Genomic DNA, 17,838 nt, shown 5'->3' with positions numbered 1-17,838 from the left:
CGGAGCCAGACGGGCATTACCGTGGGACATGAAGACCTCTTAGGTTCGGCTGTGTGTGGTAACCACCAAACCTAAGAGGTCTTCACCCTATTCACGTGTAACTAACGTGGTGTCTCAGTACACCTAGTCGGTATTGGTGCGCAGTGCTTCGGTGAGCTGCTGGGCGGCCTTGGACACAACCTCGGCATGGATGCGCCCTGGCTGGCGGGTTAGGCGCTCGATAGGGCCGGAGATGGACACTGCTGCGATCACCCGGCCGGAGGGGCCACGAACTGGGGCCGAAACCGACGCTACGCCGGGCTCGCGTTCGCCCAGGCTCTGCGCCCAGCCGCGGCGTCGGACACCGGCCAGGACAGTGGGAGTGAAGCGGGCGTTCTGCAGTCCTTCGAGGAGCCTGTCATGGTCTTCCCAGGCCAGCAGTACCTGCGCGGCAGAGCCGGCTTTCATGGACAGCTGGGTGCCCACTGGAATCGTGTCCCGCAGGCCGATGGGCCGCTCGGCGGAGGCGACGCAGACCCGCCACTCGCCCTGCCGGCGGAAAACCTGCGAGCTTTCCCCGGTGGCGTCCCGCAGCGCCAGCAGTACGGGGCCGGCGGAGGCGATCAGTCGATCCTCCCCGGCAGCGGATGCCAGTTCAACGAGCCTGCTGCCCAGGACGAACCGGCCCTGGATGTCCCGTCCCACCAGGCGGTGGTGCATCAGCGCCAGTGCCAGCCGGTGAACGGTGGGCCGGGCCAGGCCCGTAGCCGCGACGAGCTGCGCCAAAGTAGTCGGTCCGGCTTCCAGCGCGTCGAGCACCATGGCCGCTTTGTCGATGACGCCCACACCGCTTGAGTTGTCCATAAGATGATATTGCCGTCTCAATATCTGAGATGCAAGCCGGAAAACTGGCAGGGTGCCGGGGATGCTGGTTGTCTTAATCCATCAGGATTCCGCAGGACCCGGCAATAGCGCCGGAACCTGCGCCGGGCGAGGAGCAGATGGCAATGGCAGAGCACGCAGCGGGCAGGACGCTCGCCGAAAAGGTGTGGGACGAGCACGTAGTTACCAAGGGCAGCGACGGCGCTCCGGACCTGCTCTACATTGACCTGCACCTGGTTCACGAGGTCACCTCACCGCAGGCCTTCGAGGGACTGCGCCTGGCCGGCCGGAAACTCCGCCGTCCCGATCTCACGATCGCGACGGAAGACCACAACACCCCCACCCTGGCGATCGACAAGCCCATCGCGGATCCCGTCAGCCGCACCCAGATCGAGACCCTGCGGGCCAACTGTGCGGAGTTCGGTGTCCGGCTGCATCCGCTGGGCGACGCTGAACAGGGCATCGTTCACGTGGTTGGTCCCCAGCTCGGGCTCACCCAGCCGGGGCTGACCGTTGTCTGCGGCGACTCCCACACCTCCACCCATGGCGCCTTCGGCGCACTGGCCATGGGCATCGGCACCTCCGAGGTGGAACACGTCATGGCCACGCAGACCCTTTCGTTGAAGCCGTTCAAGACCATGGCCATCAATGTGGAGGGCACCCTGAAACCGGGCGTGACCTCCAAGGACATCATCCTCGCGGTCATCGCAAAGATCGGTACCGGCGGCGGCCAGGGCTACGTACTGGAATACCGCGGCTCGGCCATCCGCTCGCTGTCCATGGAAGCGCGCATGACCATCTGCAACATGTCCATCGAAGCCGGGGCGCGGGCCGGCATGGTGGCGCCCGACGAGACGACGTTCGCCTACCTCAAGGGCAAGCCGCACGCGCCGCAGGGCGCGGACTGGGACGCCGCCGTCGAGCACTGGAAGTCCCTGGTCACGGACGAGGACGCTGTCTTTGACGAAGAGGTGTTCCTGGATGCCAACGAGCTGGAGCCGTTCGTCACCTGGGGTACGAACCCCGGCCAGGGTGTTTCACTTTCGGAGTCGGTTCCCTCGCCGGAGGACTTCGGGGACGAGAACGCCAGGGCAGCGGCCGAGCGCGCCCTTGAATACATGGACCTGCAGGCCGGCACGCCCATGAAGGACATCCGGGTGGACACCGTGTTCCTGGGCTCCTGCACCAACAGCCGCATCGAGGACCTGCGCATTGCCGCGGACATCATCCGCGGCCGGCAGAAGGATCCAAACATCCGCATGATGGTGGTTCCGGGATCCGCACGCGTTCGGCTGGAAGCCGAGGCCGAGGGCCTGGACCGGGTTTTCAAGGACTTCGGCGCCGAGTGGCGTTTTGCCGGATGCTCGATGTGCCTGGGCATGAATCCGGACCAGCTTGAGCCGGGGGAGCGCTGCGCCTCCACCTCCAACCGCAACTTTGAAGGCCGACAGGGCAAGGGCGGGCGCACGCATCTGGTCTCGCCAGTGGTCGCCGCAGCAACCGCCGTCCGCGGAACGCTGAGCTCGCCGTCGGACCTTGACCCCCTGCCCGGCGCAGCCGCCGGTTCCACCGCCACCGCTGCCGCCTAGGAGAACACCATGGAAAAGATCACCACCCACACCGGAATCGGCGTTCCGCTGCGGCAGAGCAACGTGGACACCGACCAGATCATCCCCGCCGTCTACCTTAAGCGCATCACCCGGACCGGGTTCGAAGATGCGCTCTTCGCCGGCTGGCGCAAGAATCCCGAGTTCATCCTGAACCAGGAGCCTTACAGTGCCGGCTCGGTGCTGGTCGCCGGGCCGGACTTCGGCACCGGCTCCTCACGTGAGCACGCCGTCTGGGCACTGAAGGACTACGGCTTCCGCGCCGTCCTCTCCTCCCGGTTCGCGGACATCTTCCGCGGCAATTCCGGCAAGCAGGGCCTCGTCGCGGCACAGGTAGGGCAGGATGACATCGAGCTGATCTGGAAGGTCCTCGAAGAGTCCCCGGGTACCGAGGTGACCGTGGACCTGGAGGCCCGGACCGTGATTTGCGGCACCGTCACCGCGCCGTTCCAAATTGACGACTACACCCGCTGGCGCCTCCTGGAAGGCCTGGACGATATCGGTCTGACACTGCGGCATGAACAGGACATCACGGCTTTCGAGGCGCGCCGCCCCGGATTCAAGCCGACGACGCTTCCTGCCCGGAGCTAAGTACCCTCCCGGTTTCTGCCGGGCTGTGCTGCGGCAGTACTATTGATGGGCCTTCCCGTTCGGGGAAGGCCCATTGCTTTTCTGCTCCCGAGGCAGGACTCTGCGAGTTAGGGCGTGCTCCCGCCCGCCCGTTTATTTCGGGAAAGGCAGGCTTGCTCCTATGCTTAGGAGGCAGTCTCTTATGGCCTCGGGGGCATTTATAAACGAAAGAAACAGGTGTTCATGGCTAGCGTTCTAACCATCCGTGGTGGTGTACCCCTCACAGGCAAAGTACCGGTCCGCGGGGCAAAGAACCTGGTTCCCAAAGCCATGGTGGCGGCACTGCTGGGCAACTCGCCGTCGCTGCTGCGCAACGTCCCGGAGATCAAGGACGTGGACGTTGTCACATCGCTCCTGAGGCTCCACGGCGTGGAGGTTACCAAGGACCCCGTCACCGGGGACCTGCTGATGGATCCCAAGGACGCCAAAACCGCCGCGTCCCGTGACATCGACGCCCACGCGGGGGACTCCCGCATCCCGATCCTGCTCTGCGGACCGCTGATGCACAGCATTGGCGAGGCGTTCATTCCTGACCTGGGCGGCTGCAAGATCGGCGACCGGCCCATTGACTACCACCTCCAGATGCTGCGGAACTTCGGTGCCCTGGTGGAGAAGCGTCCCGGCGGGATCTCGATTTCCGCGCCCAAGGGACTCAAGGGCGCCAAGCTCGAGCTGCCGTACCCCTCCGTGGGGGCCACTGAGCAGGTACTGCTCACAGCGGTGCGTGCCGAGGGCATTACGGAACTGAGCGGCGCCGCCGTCGAGCCCGAAATCCTGGACCTGATTGCAGTGCTCCAGAAGATGGGCGCCATCATCACGGTCCAGACGGACCGCGTGATCCGGATCGAGGGCGTACCGGAACTCACCGGCTACAACCACCGTGCGCTGCCTGACCGCAACGAGGCAGCGTCCTGGGCTTCGGCCGCCCTGGTCACCAAGGGGGACATCTACGTTGAAGGTGCCAACCAGCAGGACCTGACTGCCTTCCTGAACATCTACCGCAAGATCGGCGGCGCGTTCGACGTCGACGACGACGGCATCCGTTTCTACCACCCCGGCGGCAAGCTCAATCCGCTGGTCCTCGAAACGGACGTGCACCCCGGCTTCATGACCGACTGGCAGCAGCCGGTGGTGGTGGCCCTGAGCCAGGCCGAGGGCGTGTCGATTGTCCACGAGACGGTGTATGAGAACCGCTTCGGCTTTACTGACGCCCTGATCCGGATGGGTGCGAACATCCAGGTGCACCGGGAGTGCCTGGGCAGCATTCCCTGCCGGTTTGGGCAGCGGAACTTCCTCCATTCGGCCGTGATCTCCGGACCCGTGCAGCTCAGGGGCGCGGAGATAGACATCCCCGACCTCCGCGGGGGATTCAGCCACCTGATCGCTGCCCTGGCAGCCGAAGGCACGTCCCGTGTCACCGGCGTCGAACTGATTAACCGCGGCTACGAGCACTTCCTGGACAAACTCGAGGGCCTTGGCGCGGACTTCGACGTCACGGACGGGAAGTAAGCTTCCCTCCATGAGCGAATCGAGAAAGTCACGGGTCACGTTCACCATCCTGGCGACAATTGTCCGGCCTGCCATGAACCTCATGATGGGCCGGAGCTGGGAAGGAACGGAGAACCTGCCGAAGGGCCGCGGATTCATCGCGTGCCCGAACCACGTGACTGAAATCGATCCTCTCGTAGTGGGACATTTCTTCTACAACCAGGGGATCCTGCCGCGCTATTTGGCCAAGGCATCCCTGTTCAAGGTCCCGGTGCTCGGCCCGGCGCTGCGGGCCACCCAGCAGGTGCCAGTCCAGCGCGGGGGAGCCGGCGCCGCGGCCTCCCTCGAGGGAGCCCAGCAGGTGGTCGACGCCGGCGGCGCCCTGATCGTGTACCCGGAAGGAACGCTTACGCGGGATCCTGACCTCTGGCCCATGAAGGGACGGACCGGTGCGGCGAGGCTGGCGCTTCAGACCGGCGCGCCGGTGATTCCGGTAGCGCACTGGGGCGCTCAGGACGTACTGCCGCGCTACGGCAAGACGCTGCATCTGTTTCCCCGCAAGCGGGTACGGGTGCTGGTCGGTACGCCGGTTGACCTCTCAGACCTGCGCGGGGTTCCGCTGACCAAGACCGTGCTGGAGGAAGCAACGGAGAGGATCATGGCCGAGCTGAGCACCTTAGTGGCGTCCCTGCGGGGCGAAACTGCCCCCGCTGAGCGCTGGGATCCGTCCCGCAAGGGACAGAAGGCGGTAGGACGCGGCTACGATCCTGAAGAGGAGAAGAAGAAGTGACAACCGACTCTCTTCCCGGAAAAGTGGCCGTGATCGGCGCGGGCAGCTGGGGGACAACGTTCGCCAAGATCGCCGCGGATTCCGGAGCCGCACGCAAGGCCGAGGTCCAGATTTGGGCCCGCCGGCCCGAGGCAGCCGAAGAAATCAACAGCACCCGGCGCAATACCCGGTACCTCAAGGACACCGTCCTGCCGGCGAACCTGCGGGCCTCCGCAGACGCTGCGGAGGTGCTCGCGGGAGCCCAGCTGGTGGTCCTCGCGGTCCCGGCCCAAACCCTGCGGGAGCGGCTGCGCGAATTCCGCAGCTTGTTTCCCAAGGACGCCGTGATCCTGTCCCTGATGAAAGGGCTGGAAGTTGGAACGGACGCCCGGATGAGCCAGGTCATCGCCGAGGAACTCGAGTGGCCTGAGAACCGCATTGCGGTGCTCTCCGGGCCGAACCTTGCCATGGAAATCGCCCGCGAGGAACCCACCGCCTCCGTGGTGGCGTGCTCGGACCTCGCCGTTGCCGGCTGGATTGCGGCAGCCTGTACGGCTCCGTATTTCCGCCCGTACACGAACACGGACGTGATTGGCACGGAGATCGGCGGGATCGTCAAGAACGTGATCGCGCTGGCTGTGGGCATCTGCGAGGGAAAGCAGATGGGAGACAACACCAAGGCATCGGTCATGACCCGCGGCCTGGCCGAAACCACCCGGCTTGCCGTAGCGCTGGGAGGCAAGACCGAAACGCTCTTTGGCCTCTCCGGCATGGGCGACCTGATCGCCACCTGTTCTTCTTCGCTCTCCCGGAACCACACCGCGGGACGGCTCCTGGCCCAGGGGCTCACCCTGGATGAAGTGACCGAGACCATGGCGCAGACGGCGGAAGGCATCAAGTCCGCTCAGGCGGTGCTGGACCGTGCCACCCAGCTGGGTGTCTACATGCCCATTACCGAGAACGTCGTTGCAGTGCTGCAGGGCGCCATTTCAGTAGACGAACTGGGCCCGCGCCTGCTGGCCCGCGAACTCAAACCCGAAGGTGTACACGCATCATGAGCGTCCAGCCCGTTTCTTCCGCCGTCGGCTCCAAGCCGCGCGTAGCCGTTCTTTTTGGCGGGCGCTCCAGCGAACACTCGGTCAGCTGCGTGACCGCGGCCGGTGTGCTGGAGGCAATCGACCACAGCAAGTACGACGTCGTTCCCATTGGCATCGCACGCAACGGCCAGTGGTCGCTGGTCTCCGTGGACCCGGAACTGTGGTCCCTGCGCTCGGCGTCCCTGCCGGAGATCACTGCGGGTCCCGAATCCGTCGTGATCTCCAGCGACGGCGGTTCCCAGGAGCTCGTCTCCCACGCACCCGACGCAATGCCGCGCTCCCTGGGACGGATCGACGTCGTCCTGCCGCTGCTGCACGGACCGTTCGGTGAGGACGGCACGCTTCAGGGCCTGCTGGAAATGGCGGATATCCGCTACGTCGGCGCCGGGGTCCTGGCCTCCGCTGTCGGCATGGACAAGCACTACATGAAGGTGGTGTTCGCGGCCGCCGGCCTATCCGTTGGACCGTACGAGGTCATCACGGACCGGCAGTGGGCCCAGGACGCCGATGCATGCCTGGAGCGCGCTTCGAAGCTTGCCTTCCCGCTGTTCGTCAAGCCGGCGCGTGCCGGCTCATCCATGGGCATTACCCGGGTGACCGAAGCAGCGGAGCTGCGTGCCGCCGTCGAAACGGCACGGCAGCACGATCCCAAGGTTGTCATCGAAGCCGGCATTACCGGCCGTGAAATCGAGGTGGCCGTCCTGCAGGGCCGCGGACACGATGATCCACGCACCAGCCAGCCCGGCGAAATCGCAGTCAATGACGGCGGCCACGAGTGGTACGACTTCGAAGCGAAGTATGTTGATGGCGCCGCAGCGGAACTGAGCTGCCCGGCAGACCTGCCCGACCACGTCACCACCCGGGTGCGGGAACTGGCGGCCGTAGCCTTCGACGCAGTGGGCGCCGAGGGCCTGTCCCGCGTCGACTTTTTCTACACCCCGGACGGGAACCTGGTGATCAACGAGATCAACACCATGCCCGGCTTTACGCCGATCAGCATGTACCCGCAGATGTGGGCCAAGTCCGGGCTGCCGTATACCGAACTCATCGACGAGCTCATTTCCCTGGCGCTCGAGCGCCCAACAGGCCTGCGCTAGCGTCTGTCCGGACTATCGGGCTAGCCTTTTTCGGTTAGCCCGGAAGCTCGACGTCGCTCGTGGCGACGCATTCGCGCGTCTGCTCGATGCGGGACACGGCGTTCTGAAGCTCCACCAGCACGGTGGAGGAGGCAACCTTCTCGGTGTCGAACAGTACTTCGACCGCGGGATCCCGCCCGTACGTTGTGGCCGTCCACAGGCTGCCCTCTTCGCGCAGCACCCAGTCCACCCCGTTCACCGTTGCGCAGGCGTCGGTCGTGGGGCCGGGAACAGGAACTCCGCAGCGGACGATGATCTCGGCCGGGCTGCCCCACGCGGAGGTACCCTGGCTGGTGGTTTCCCGCTGGTCCGCGCCTGCGAGGTTCTCCGGCATGGACACCATGACGGTGGCGCAGTCCGGATTCGCCGCGTCCGGAGCGGCTTCGACGTCTGCGGCGGGAGTGCAGCCGGTCAGGACCGCGGCCAGAACCAGAGAGCCGGCTGATATGGCTGCCGGAAGGAATTTCATGCTCCCAGCGTATCCGGCCTTCCGCGTGTGCCTCGAATCGGATTGGTGCCGCGGTAGTAGGCTCTGACGAAAACCACAAGGGTAAGTAGAAGGATTGATCAGTGACGGACTTCTTTTCGGACGTACAGGAGGAACGGGCTCGGCAGCGGCATCCCGTGAGGGCCACTATCCTCGTGCTCCTGGTGCTGGTTCTTGTTGCGGGCGCCGTGGCCGGCGGGTATGTGTGGAACCTGGCACGGACCTTCAACGAAGGGACCCAAACTATCGCGGGTGCCATCCCGGAGAACTCGCCGGAAAAGACCAGCGCGGCTGCGGATTCCCGCAATATCCTGCTGATCGGCTCTGATACCCGGGAGCCCGGAGCGGACGCGCGGTCCGACACGATGATGCTTGTGCACGTTCCCGGAGACCGCTCCGCGGTGTACGTGATGTCCATTATGCGCGACACCTGGACTCAGATCCCGGGCCACGGCGAGCACAAGATCAACGCCGCTATGGCCCTTGGCGGAGTGCCGTTGATGGTCGAGACCGTCCAGGACATGATTGGTGTGCCCATCGACCACGTAGCGGTCATTGACTTCGACGGATTCAAGGGCCTCACTGAGGCCCTGGGCGGGGTTGAAGTGGACAACGCCCAGGCCTTCCAGTCAGAGGGCGCCAATGGTGAGTACTTCGCTGCCGGGCCTTTGACCCTGCAGGGCGACTCGGCGTTGAAGTTTGTCCGTGAACGCTATGCGTTCGCGGACGGTGACTACCAGAGGGTTCGGAACCAGCAGGCGTTTATGCGCGGCCTGCTGACAAAGCTGATCTCCGCTGAGACCCTGGCCAACCCGGTGCGTCTATCTGCCGCCACCGGGGCTATTTCGCCCTACTTGAGCGTTGACGAGGGACTGGACGCGATGCGGGTTGGCGAACTGGCCATCGAATTGCGGGGGGTCAGGGCCGGGGACATCGAGGTGTTTACTCTCCCGAATGCCGGGATTGGGACTTCCACTGACGGGCAGTCGATCGTCCTGCCTGATGAGGCAGCCGTTAGCGGTCTGTCAGAGGCCCTCAAAAGCGATACTGTGGGTCAGTATGCCCGCAGCCTGAATGGAGAACGACTAGGATGAGCAGCCCGAGGAATAGGGCCTTGCGCGTGGCCGCAGCAGCTGCCGTGCTGACGGCCGGTCTGGGTGCTCTGCCCGCGTATGCCGAAGACGGGGAGCCACCCCAGATTCCCGAATTCCCTATCGTCATTCCCTCCGACCCTGCGCCGGAGCCTACGCCGGATCCTCAACCGGAGGTTACACCTGCACCGGGGCCTTCGACCGTGCCCGCCCCGGCTCCGGCACCTACGCCGGCCCCTGCACCCGCTCCCGGCCCGACCCAGACAACCGTCCAACGCAACCCATTTGCGGGTTACGCCGTCCACCCCGGGACCGGGTACTTGATTGAGCCGGGAACCAACAACCTGATCGACGCGAATACTGGGTTCTACACCGACCTTCGGTGGGACCCGGCTACGGACACAGTGAGCAACATTTTCGACGCAGGGCCGGAGGACGCGGCGCCTAGCCCGTCACCCAGCGAATCTGCCGATGCAACCGTTGCGCCATCAGGAAAAGCCTCACCCGCAGCCACGAAGGCGGCGTCGCCGTCCCCGTCGGCAACTCCCTCAGAATCCGTTGTCGCCGCAGCTGACCGCGCCGGTTCCGCCTCCGAAACGAACTGGAGCACCCACTGGCTGACTAGAACGCTGGTTTTCCTGCTTCTGGGAGGTGCAGGTGTTCTGTACTACATCAAGTTGCAGAAAGGCACACCGGGCATAGGTGGAACCGACTAGTCCCCGAACGTTAGGTAGACTTGCCTCTGTTTGTTAGGGGGCTGCGTCGTGTGCGTCCTCGGATTTTGGGGGGACCACATGCGGGCACAGTTGCTGACGCATTCATATTTGCCGGAGAACAGCCCGCCGCAACGCCGCTGGACTCAGCTCATACGGACGTTTCACGAACTTGGATGGGACGTGGAAGTTGTTGCTCCGGTTGCGCATTCGTCCGGGAGGCGGACCCTTCCGAGGAAGGAAGCCGGCCGTGCCTTTCGCACGGACAAGGGACGCCATGGCGAGACCATTCGCAGGGCACCATATCTTTTCCATCGCACCACGCGGCTGGGACGGTTCGCAGACCAGTGCTTTTCAGCCACCTGCAGTGTGCTCGCGGCCCTCGCAGGACCTAAACCCGACGTGGTGATAGCCACCGTACCTTCATTGCCAATTCTCGGTGCTGGGTTTGCCGTGGCGAAGCTGCGGGGTGTCCCGTTCGTTGCCGATATGCGGGATGCCTGGCCGGACATCGCCCGGGATGCACGGCTCGTGCAGGGCGGCGCCAAGAGCCTTGCCGAAAGAGCGATTGTTGCCATCCAGCAGCGCGCCGAACTCATTGTTACCGTGACCTATGGTTTTGCACAGACGCTGCGGGAACGCGGATTGAAGAACGTGGCAACCGTCAGCAACGGCATTGACACCGCGAATAGGGAACTGCTGCCTCCTCCTCCCGCGGAAGCGGACCGCCTGGAAGTTCTCTACTTGGGCAATCATGGCGAAAGTCAGCGGCTTGAGACAGTCATCATGGCGGCGGCGCAGGCATCTGACACCGTCCGGCTGACAATGGTCGGTGACGGAGTTCACCGGCGCAAGCTGAAAGCACTCGCTGAAGCCCTGGGCGCGCCGGTTGAGTTTTTCGAACCTGCGCGAGGCACTGAAGCAGTCATGAGCTATTACCGCAGGGCCGATACCTGTGTCATTTCTCTACGGGATGACTGGAAATCCTTTGAGACCACGATTCCATCGAAGACCTACGAGGTATTGGCTGTGGGACGCCACGTGACAGGAATTGTGCTAGGCGAAGCCCGGCAGATCATCGAAGAGTCGAAGGCCGGTGACATCGTTCGCTCGAATCCGGCAGAGATTGCGGCACTCTGGAAGGGACTGGCACAAGACCGCAGCCGGCTGCTCACCGGGTCCTCCGGGCGGGACTGGGTGGAGGCCAACGCAAACGTTGCGAGCCTGGGGCGGGCTTATGTTGAGCTCCTGACATCCGTTGTCTCCGGGAACCGCAGCACTAAATGAACCCCACAAGAGTCTTAAAGAACCTGTCGCTCGCCGGTTCCACGGTTGTGGAACACCTTGGAGATGACCCGGCCCTGCTTGCGCTGCAGCTCTCACGGCGTCTGCCGGGTCGTTCGGTGCGGCCGGTTGCGGCGGCTGCCGCGGCAGCGCCGGGTGTCTTCCTACCAGCAATGGCAGACTTGGTCCGCGGACGGAAGGATGGCGTCGAAGAACGGCTTGCTAGGGCAGCAGGGAAGGGATTGCCGCAGCGTGGAGCCATCCGACTCGCAGACGTTGCGGTAGCTGCCGGTCTACCGGAGCTGGCCGAGAAGATACTCGCTTATGCTCCTGCACGGACGAATGGCTGGGCAGCAGCCCGAGCGAGGCTCTGCTGGTACCGCGGGGACATGACGGGAGCTATCGCGGCGCTGGACCGGGGAACTGGAACGCGCGCCGAGCGCCATCTACGGTCGCGGCTCGCGAGCGAGTTGAGCGTTTTTGATGGCTGGACTCCTACCCTTGCCAAGATTCAGGGGTTCGATTCCGAGCCGAATACAGTCCTGCATGTGCTCACAAACTCGTTGCCGACCACTGGCAGCGGCTATGCCCAGCGATCACAGTCGTTGCTGCACGCACAATACAAGCTTGGCTGGAAGGTCCACGCCGTTACCAGGCTTGGATACCCGGTTCAGGTGGGGCATCTCCTGGCGCCCGACGTTGAGGAGCTCGACGGAGTGGTCTACCACCGCCTGCTTCCCGCCAGGCTGCCCAAGGGCATGGCTGCCCGGTTGCAGCTTCAGGCGGAGGCGGTCCTGCGGTTGGCGCTGGAAGTGAAGCCTGCAGTGCTGCACACCACCACCCACTTTGTAAACGGACTCGTGACAAAGGCAGTTGCCGAAGCGCTGGACATTCCGTGGGTCTACGAGGTGCGCGGGCAACTGGCTGATACGTGGGCGTCAGGACGGGGCGAGGACGCCCGGCGGAGTGAGCGTTACCAGAAGTTTGTCGCCCGCGAAGCGGAGACCATGCGCGCTGCCGGAGCGGTGGCAACGCTAGGGTTGGCCATGCAGAGCGGTGTCGTCGCGGCAGGGGTCCCGCACGAAGACATCTTTCTCCTGCCGAATGCGGTCGGTGAAGACTATCTGGTTGATCCGCTCGAGCCCGCCGCTGCCCGCAAACATCTCGGGCTGCCCGTGCGAGGTCGGTTCATCGGAACCGTCAGCAGCCTGGTCGACTACGAAGGCCTGGACGATCTACTGCGTGCCTTCGCTCTTCTCGCACCACGCGTCCCTGATGCCCTGTGCCTGATTGTGGGTGATGGAGCCGCTGCACCTGGCCTGAAGCGGCTGGCCTCCGAACTTGGAATTTGGGAACAAACAGTCTTTACCGGCCGCGTACCGAGGCAGAATGCACATCTATATCATCAGGCGCTGGACGTCTTCGTTGTGCCGCGGAAAGACCTGCCGGTGACGCGGGCTGTTACTCCTCTGAAACCTGTCGAAGCGCTGGCATCGGCACGTCCCGTGGTCTTCAGCGATCTTCCGGCGCTTCACGAAGTCGTCAGGGCTGGAGTGGACGGCCGGGCAGCGCCTCCAGAAAACCCCGATATCCTTGCCAGGATTCTCTATGAGGTACTCGAAGACGGTGCATCCAGGGAGTCGATGGCAAACGAGGGACGTCAGCACACGGTAGCTACACGAACTTGGACGTCGCTCGCTGAGACAACGGTAAAGAGGTACATGGAGTTGGGACCCAGCTTATGAGTCAGGAAACCAAGGTCGAGCTGGTCGCCAAGACTGTCCCCGTAAGAGTGGATTTGAGGTCACTAACCAGGGTCGGGGCGAAACCCAGTTTGATCGACTATTTGATTTCACTCTGGAACTATCGCCACTTTATGGTCTACGACGCGCGGGCACGGGTCCAGAGCGGCAACAAACGCGATCGGCTGGGGAGCGCATGGCTGCTCCTCGATCCGTTGCTCAACGGTCTTGGTTACTTTCTTATTTTTGGGCTGCTCCTGGGAGCCAGCCGCGGCATCGAGAATTTCATCGGCTACTTGATTATCGGGGTTTTCCTTTTTCAAATGAGCTCTAGGGCCATTGTCAGCGGAGCCCGGGTGATTCCCACGAACCGCAACGTGATTCAGGCGTTTAACTTCCCGCGGGCGACGCTGGCCGTCGCTGTCAACATCCGTGAATTCCTGGCCAATATCCCGGTAATTATCATGATGCTTCTGATGATTCTGGTGATTGCGCCTGCTGAGGAGATCACGTGGCGGTGGCTTCTCCTTGTGCCGGCAGTCGCGCTCCAGCTCGTTTTCAATTTGGGTGCGGGGCTTCTCCTCGCGCCTCTCGTTGCGAAGGTTAACGACGTCGTTCATGTCATCTCCTTCGCCATGCGGTTCTGGATGTTCGCATCCTGCGTCATGTTTTCGATTGACCGGTACAACAGTGTTCCCGCCATCAAGGCGATCGTGGAAGCCAACCCTTTGTATCTGGTGCTCGACATCGTCCGCAGCAGCGTCCTCTACTCCCAGACACCGGGGTGGCAAAGCTGGGCAGGTCTGGCAGCGTGGGCGCTGGGAGCCGTCGTTATAGGCATGCTGGTCTTCTGGAAGGGGGAGGAAAGCTATGGCCGAGACGACTGATTTGTTCCTGCCAAGGACACCGGCGGTGGTCATCGACAGAGCATCAATGACTTATACGGTCAGTTCAGACGAGAAACGCGCGTCCCGGGGAAATGTGCTTGGGCGGGCCCTGCGAAAAATCGCCGGCAGAGAGTCCACGGTTCACATCGATGCACTCAAGGAGCTCTCTCTGGTGGCCTACCACGGTGAGGCGATTGGGGTCATAGGACTGAACGGCTCGGGGAAGAGTACGTTGATGAAGCTTATTTGCGGCAAGATACAGCCCACCGGGGGCGCAGTCTACGCCTCGTCGACTCCCATCATGCTTGGAGTTTCAGCAGCTCTTGTTCCTGACCTCTCGGGGGCGCATAACGTGATCCTGGGTTGTCTGGCAATGGGCCTCACCAGGGCACAGATTGCAGACCGGCACGAAGCCATCATGGAACTCGCTGGTCTGGGCAGCTCCATTAACTTGCCAATGAGATCCTATTCGTCAGGAATGTCCTCACGACTGCGTTTTGCCATCGCAGCTGCCATCGACCCGGAGATCCTGATTATCGATGAGGCACTCAACACGGGAGATGACGAGTTCCGGGGACGGACCAAACAGAGGATGGACCAGCTCCGGGAGCAGGCAGGCTGCGTCTTCCTTGTAAGCCACAGCATGAAAACGATTCAGGACCTGTGTACCCGTGTCATCTGGATCGACAAGGGAGACTTGCTCTTCGACGGCGATACGGAAACTGCGCTTGGCTGGTACCGGAAGTACACGAAGGAGCTCGCCGGAGGCGATCGCTTTGCTGCTGCGAAGATCCGGCGTCGGATGCAGAACACATTAGAAACCGTCTCCGTTGAGCCGCTGCAGCCCGGACGCCGGAAGTCTGTGGGCGCATGAACGCTCATATTGCCGAGCTTCGCCGTTCACTGTGGCATCTGCGGAAGTCTGGCTGGAGCGGATTGCAGACCAAGATCCGGCGTGAGAGAGCTGAGCGCGGGATTTACCGTGGATCTGCTGACGGTGCCCTCGCGTTCCAGACCGGCCGCCGGCGCCGCATTTCGTTCAACCCAATGGTCGTGGACAACCCCGATCCCCGCACCGGAGTCTCGGCTGCCGTGATCCTGGACGATTTCTCTCTTATGGCCTTCGGCTACGAGTGGCACCAGACGGTACTGTCCAGAGACGGGTGGTCGGATGAGATTGCTGCCGAGCAGCCTGATCTTCTTTTTGTAGAGTCGGCCTGGTCCGGAAATAAGGGTGAGTGGAAGCACCAGCTGACGGGCTCCAACGGGCCTTCTGCAAACGTCCGCGCCTTGGTTGAGCTGTGCCGTAGCCGCGACATCCCGACTGTATTTTGGAACAAAGAGGATCCTCCGCACTACGACGATTTCCTGGAAACAGCAAAGCTGTTCGATCATGTGTTCACAAGTGATTCGAACCGGCTGAATTCGTACCGGAGGGACCTTGGCCACGACCGGGTGGCTGTTCTTCAGTTTGCCGCCCAGCCGGTCATCCACAACCCGGTGAGGCCGCGTTATGGGTGGCACCTGCGTGATGTCGCTTTCGCCGGCATGTACTTTGCCCACAAATACCCTCAACGGCGCGAACAGATGGACGTTCTCCTGGGCGCGGCCGAACAGATCAGCAGGCAACTGCCAATTGGCCTGGAAATCTTCTCCCGGCACGCTGAGGCAGACGACAACTACAAGTTTCCAACTCCGTACGATCAACGAGTGGTTGGCAGCCTCACCTATGACCGAATGCTTACGGCCTACAAGGCCTACAAAGCGTTCCTCAATGTCAACTCCGTGGTGGACTCTCCGAGCATGTGTGCCCGGCGAATCTTTGAAATAACTGCGTCGGGTACCAGCGTGGTAAGTACTCCAAGTACGGCGCTGACACAGCTTTGGGACAACGATGAACAGTTCATTGTGGCCGACCGCGCGGAAGCCGCCCACACCCTCCGTGCCCTGATGCGTAATCCGGAGCTGTCATCAAGACAGCTGCATCTGGCCCAGCGGCGCATTTGGGCAGAGCACACCTACGCCCACCGGGCGGAGACGGTCCTTCGCCGCGCCGTGCCGGAAAAAGCCCAGGCGGTGGCGTTACCCTGTGTGTCCCTGCTTGTGTCCTCTAACCGGCCGCACCAACTGGAACAGGTTTTCAGAACCGTTGGCGGATTGACGGGACCAGCTACTGAACTGGTGTTGCTGACGCACGGTTTTGAGGTGGGGGAGGATCAGGTCCGGCGGTGGCAGGAGGAACACTCCGTCCCCAACCTCGTACTCCTCCACCAGCCTGCGGATCTGTCGCTAGGCGAGTGCCTGAATCACTGCGTCAAAGCGGCCAGCGGCGAGGTCCTCTCGAAGATGGATGACGACGATTATTACGGGCCGAACTATTTGCTGGACCTGACTAATGCCCTCGCATACTCACGGGCCGACGTGGTGGGGAAACAAGCCCACTACATGTATCTCATGGAACGGAAAGCAGCGCTCCTACGATTTGCCGAGCGGGAGCACAGATTCACTAACATGGTGATGGGCCCCACAATCACTGCGCGAAAGGACATGTTTGGCGACATTCCGTTCCAGAGTCTCCGTACTGGAGAGGACAGTACGTTCCTCAACGAGGTCACTGCGCGTGGAGGGACCATCTATTCCGCTGACAAATACAACTATTTCCAGTTCCGTGGAAGCGTGAACCATGCATGGAAGGTCTCCGATGCAGAACTCCTGACATCGGGAGATATACAGTTTTTCGGCTCGCCCGAAGAACACGTAACACTTTAGGGGAAACATGAAAGAAATTAAGAGCGTAGCTGTTATTGGCCTGGGTTATATTGGCCTGCCTACGGCGGCTGTACTGGCAGGCAAAGGACTTAACGTCATCGGCGTTGACGTCAAGGAATCCTCAGTGGAAGCCATCAACCGGGGAGAGGTTCCGTTTGTCGAGCCCGACTTGGGCGAAGCAGTGTCCCAAGCTGTATCAGCCGGTACTTTGAAAGCCACAACGGACACACCCGTGGCCGACGCCTATATCGTCGCTGTTCCGACTCCGTTCAACTCTGACCGGACCGCCGACCTCTCATACATAGAGGCAGCAGCGCGGAGCATCGCCCCCCAGCTGACGGGGGATGAGCTGGTTATTCTGGAGTCGACCTCTCCTCCCGGCGCTACGCAACACCTTGGCGACTACCTCGTTGAGCTCCGCCCTGATCTGTCGCTCGACACGGAATCAGGAAAGCCTGTGCTCCATGTTGCACATTGTCCAGAGCGTGTGCTTCCAGGCCGGGTCATGATCGAGCTCGTTGCCAACGACCGGATTGTAGGTGGCCTTACCCGCGCCGCCGCAGAAATGGCACGCGACCTCTACAGCGTATTTTGCGAAGGGGCAATGCACGTCACGGATGCCAAGACCGCTGAAATGGCGAAGCTGGTCGAAAACTCTTACCGCGACGTTAATATCGCCTTCGCTAACGAACTGTCGGTCATTAGCTCCCGCTTGGGGATCGATGTGTGGGAGCTCATTGAGCTGGCCAACCACCATCCACGGGTGAACATTCTGCAGCCTGGCCCCGGAGTCGGCGGCCACTGCATCGCGGTTGATCCCTGGTTTATCGTGGCGGCGGCTCCCGAGGATGCCAAGCTTATTCGCCAGGCCCGTGAGACGAACGACGCGAAGCCGGAGTGGGTTATCGCAAAGGTTCAGGAATTAGTTGCCGACCGTCCAGACGCGACGGTGGCTGCGTTGGGGTTGGCGTTCAAGGCAGACATTGACGACCTGCGGGAGTCTCCGGCCATCTCCATTGTTGCCTCGCTGAGTGAGCAGCTCCCCGAGGTCCGCTTCTCCGTAGCGGAACCCCATGTGGAAGAACTGCCCCGAGCCCTCATGGGCCGGAACAACGTTATGCTTTCCGCAACGAAGGACGCAGTCGCGCAGGCAGATGTTGTCCTCTTGCTCGTAGATCACACGGCCTTCAAGGAACTGGACAGGGGGCTCCTGGCCGGCAAGAAACTCATTGATACGCGTGGAGTATGGCGCTAGCCAACCCGACGTCATTTGATTC

At 62.5% G+C, this 17,838-nt stretch carries 16 protein-coding genes; 14 read left to right on the top strand and 2 right to left on the bottom strand.

Translation table 11 applies throughout. The features are described from left to right. Nucleotides 1-123: 123 nt before the first annotated feature. Nucleotides 124-843, bottom strand: a complete 720-nt coding sequence (locus GD628_RS16295) for an IclR family transcriptional regulator (protein WP_055240772.1) — start codon at nt 841-843, stop codon at nt 124-126. A 143-nt stretch (nt 844-986) separates the two neighbouring features. Here GD628_RS16295 and leuC point away from each other — a divergent pair, with 143 nt between their 5' ends. From leuC to GD628_RS16265, 6 genes are all read left to right on the top strand, one after another. After that, nucleotides 987-2,450 (top strand): 3-isopropylmalate dehydratase large subunit, encoded by a 1,464-nt coding sequence (gene leuC, locus GD628_RS16290; RefSeq protein ID WP_152275433.1) that lies wholly within the window; start codon nt 987-989, stop codon nt 2,448-2,450. Nucleotides 2,451-2,459: 9 nt separating this feature from the next. Further along, a complete protein-coding gene (leuD, locus tag GD628_RS16285; RefSeq protein ID WP_152275432.1) occupies nt 2,460-3,059 on the top strand; it encodes a 3-isopropylmalate dehydratase small subunit in 600 nt (199 codons plus the stop codon). A 222-nt stretch (nt 3,060-3,281) separates the two neighbouring features. After that, nucleotides 3,282-4,607 (top strand): UDP-N-acetylglucosamine 1-carboxyvinyltransferase, encoded by a 1,326-nt coding sequence (gene murA, locus GD628_RS16280; RefSeq protein WP_091603992.1) that lies wholly within the window; start codon nt 3,282-3,284, stop codon nt 4,605-4,607. Nucleotides 4,608-4,617: 10 nt separating this feature from the next. Further along, entirely contained in the window at nt 4,618-5,376 is a 759-nt protein-coding gene (locus GD628_RS16275; RefSeq protein ID WP_091603895.1) for a lysophospholipid acyltransferase family protein, read from the top strand. Then, nucleotides 5,373-6,413, top strand: coding sequence for an NAD(P)H-dependent glycerol-3-phosphate dehydrogenase (locus tag GD628_RS16270; RefSeq protein ID WP_091603902.1), 1,041 nt, complete (start codon nt 5,373-5,375; stop codon nt 6,411-6,413). Before GD628_RS16275 ends, GD628_RS16270 begins: the two co-directional genes overlap by 4 nt. Then, nucleotides 6,410-7,549, top strand: coding sequence for a D-alanine--D-alanine ligase family protein (locus GD628_RS16265; RefSeq protein WP_152275431.1), 1,140 nt, complete (start codon nt 6,410-6,412; stop codon nt 7,547-7,549). The genes GD628_RS16270 and GD628_RS16265 overlap by 4 nt, the downstream gene beginning before the upstream one ends. A 34-nt stretch (nt 7,550-7,583) precedes the next feature. Here GD628_RS16265 and GD628_RS16260 read toward each other — a convergent pair whose 3' ends face one another. Beyond that, entirely contained in the window at nt 7,584-8,057 is a 474-nt protein-coding gene (locus GD628_RS16260) for a DUF3515 domain-containing protein (protein WP_152275430.1), read from the bottom strand. Nucleotides 8,058-8,158: 101 nt separating this feature from the next. Here GD628_RS16260 and GD628_RS16255 point away from each other — a divergent pair, with 101 nt between their 5' ends. The 8 genes from GD628_RS16255 (at nt 8,159) to wecC (ending at nt 17,816) form a co-directional block, all read left to right on the top strand. After that, the gene (locus GD628_RS16255; RefSeq protein WP_152275429.1) at nt 8,159-9,169 is read left to right on the top strand and encodes an LCP family protein; all 1,011 of its coding nucleotides are present in this window, start codon (nt 8,159-8,161) and stop codon (nt 9,167-9,169) included. 317 nt (nt 9,170-9,486) lie between these two features. Further along, nucleotides 9,487-9,882, top strand: coding sequence for a hypothetical protein (locus tag GD628_RS16250; protein ID WP_152275428.1), 396 nt, complete (start codon nt 9,487-9,489; stop codon nt 9,880-9,882). Nucleotides 9,883-9,960: 78 nt separating this feature from the next. After that, the gene (locus GD628_RS16245; RefSeq protein ID WP_152275427.1) at nt 9,961-11,166 is read left to right on the top strand and encodes a glycosyltransferase family 4 protein; all 1,206 of its coding nucleotides are present in this window, start codon (nt 9,961-9,963) and stop codon (nt 11,164-11,166) included. 386 nt (nt 11,167-11,552) lie between these two features. Next, nucleotides 11,553-12,908: a glycosyltransferase gene (locus tag GD628_RS16240; RefSeq protein WP_226802609.1), complete on the top strand. Its 1,356-nt coding sequence runs from the start codon at nt 11,553-11,555 to the stop codon at nt 12,906-12,908. After that, nucleotides 12,905-13,792, top strand: a complete 888-nt coding sequence (locus GD628_RS16235) for an ABC transporter permease (RefSeq protein ID WP_152275425.1) — start codon at nt 12,905-12,907, stop codon at nt 13,790-13,792. The genes GD628_RS16240 and GD628_RS16235 overlap by 4 nt, the downstream gene beginning before the upstream one ends. Next, nucleotides 13,776-14,666 (top strand): ABC transporter ATP-binding protein, encoded by an 891-nt coding sequence (locus GD628_RS16230; protein WP_152275424.1) that lies wholly within the window; start codon nt 13,776-13,778, stop codon nt 14,664-14,666. Before GD628_RS16235 ends, GD628_RS16230 begins: the two co-directional genes overlap by 17 nt. Further along, the gene (locus GD628_RS16225; RefSeq protein ID WP_152275423.1) at nt 14,663-16,561 is read left to right on the top strand and encodes a glycosyltransferase family protein; all 1,899 of its coding nucleotides are present in this window, start codon (nt 14,663-14,665) and stop codon (nt 16,559-16,561) included. Before GD628_RS16230 ends, GD628_RS16225 begins: the two co-directional genes overlap by 4 nt. A gap of 7 nt (nt 16,562-16,568) precedes the next feature. Then, on the top strand, nt 16,569-17,816 hold the full coding sequence (gene wecC / locus GD628_RS16220; RefSeq protein WP_152275422.1) for a UDP-N-acetyl-D-mannosamine dehydrogenase: 1,248 nt from the start codon (nt 16,569-16,571) through the stop codon (nt 17,814-17,816). Nucleotides 17,817-17,838: the final 22 nt, after the last annotated feature.

The sequence above is a fragment of the Arthrobacter koreensis genome (assembly GCF_009193255.1).
Taxonomy (GTDB): Bacteria; Actinomycetota; Actinomycetes; order Actinomycetales; family Micrococcaceae; genus Arthrobacter_B; species Arthrobacter_B koreensis.
Note: the sequence above shows the minus strand (reverse complement) of the source record. Positions and strands in the feature narration are given on the sequence as shown.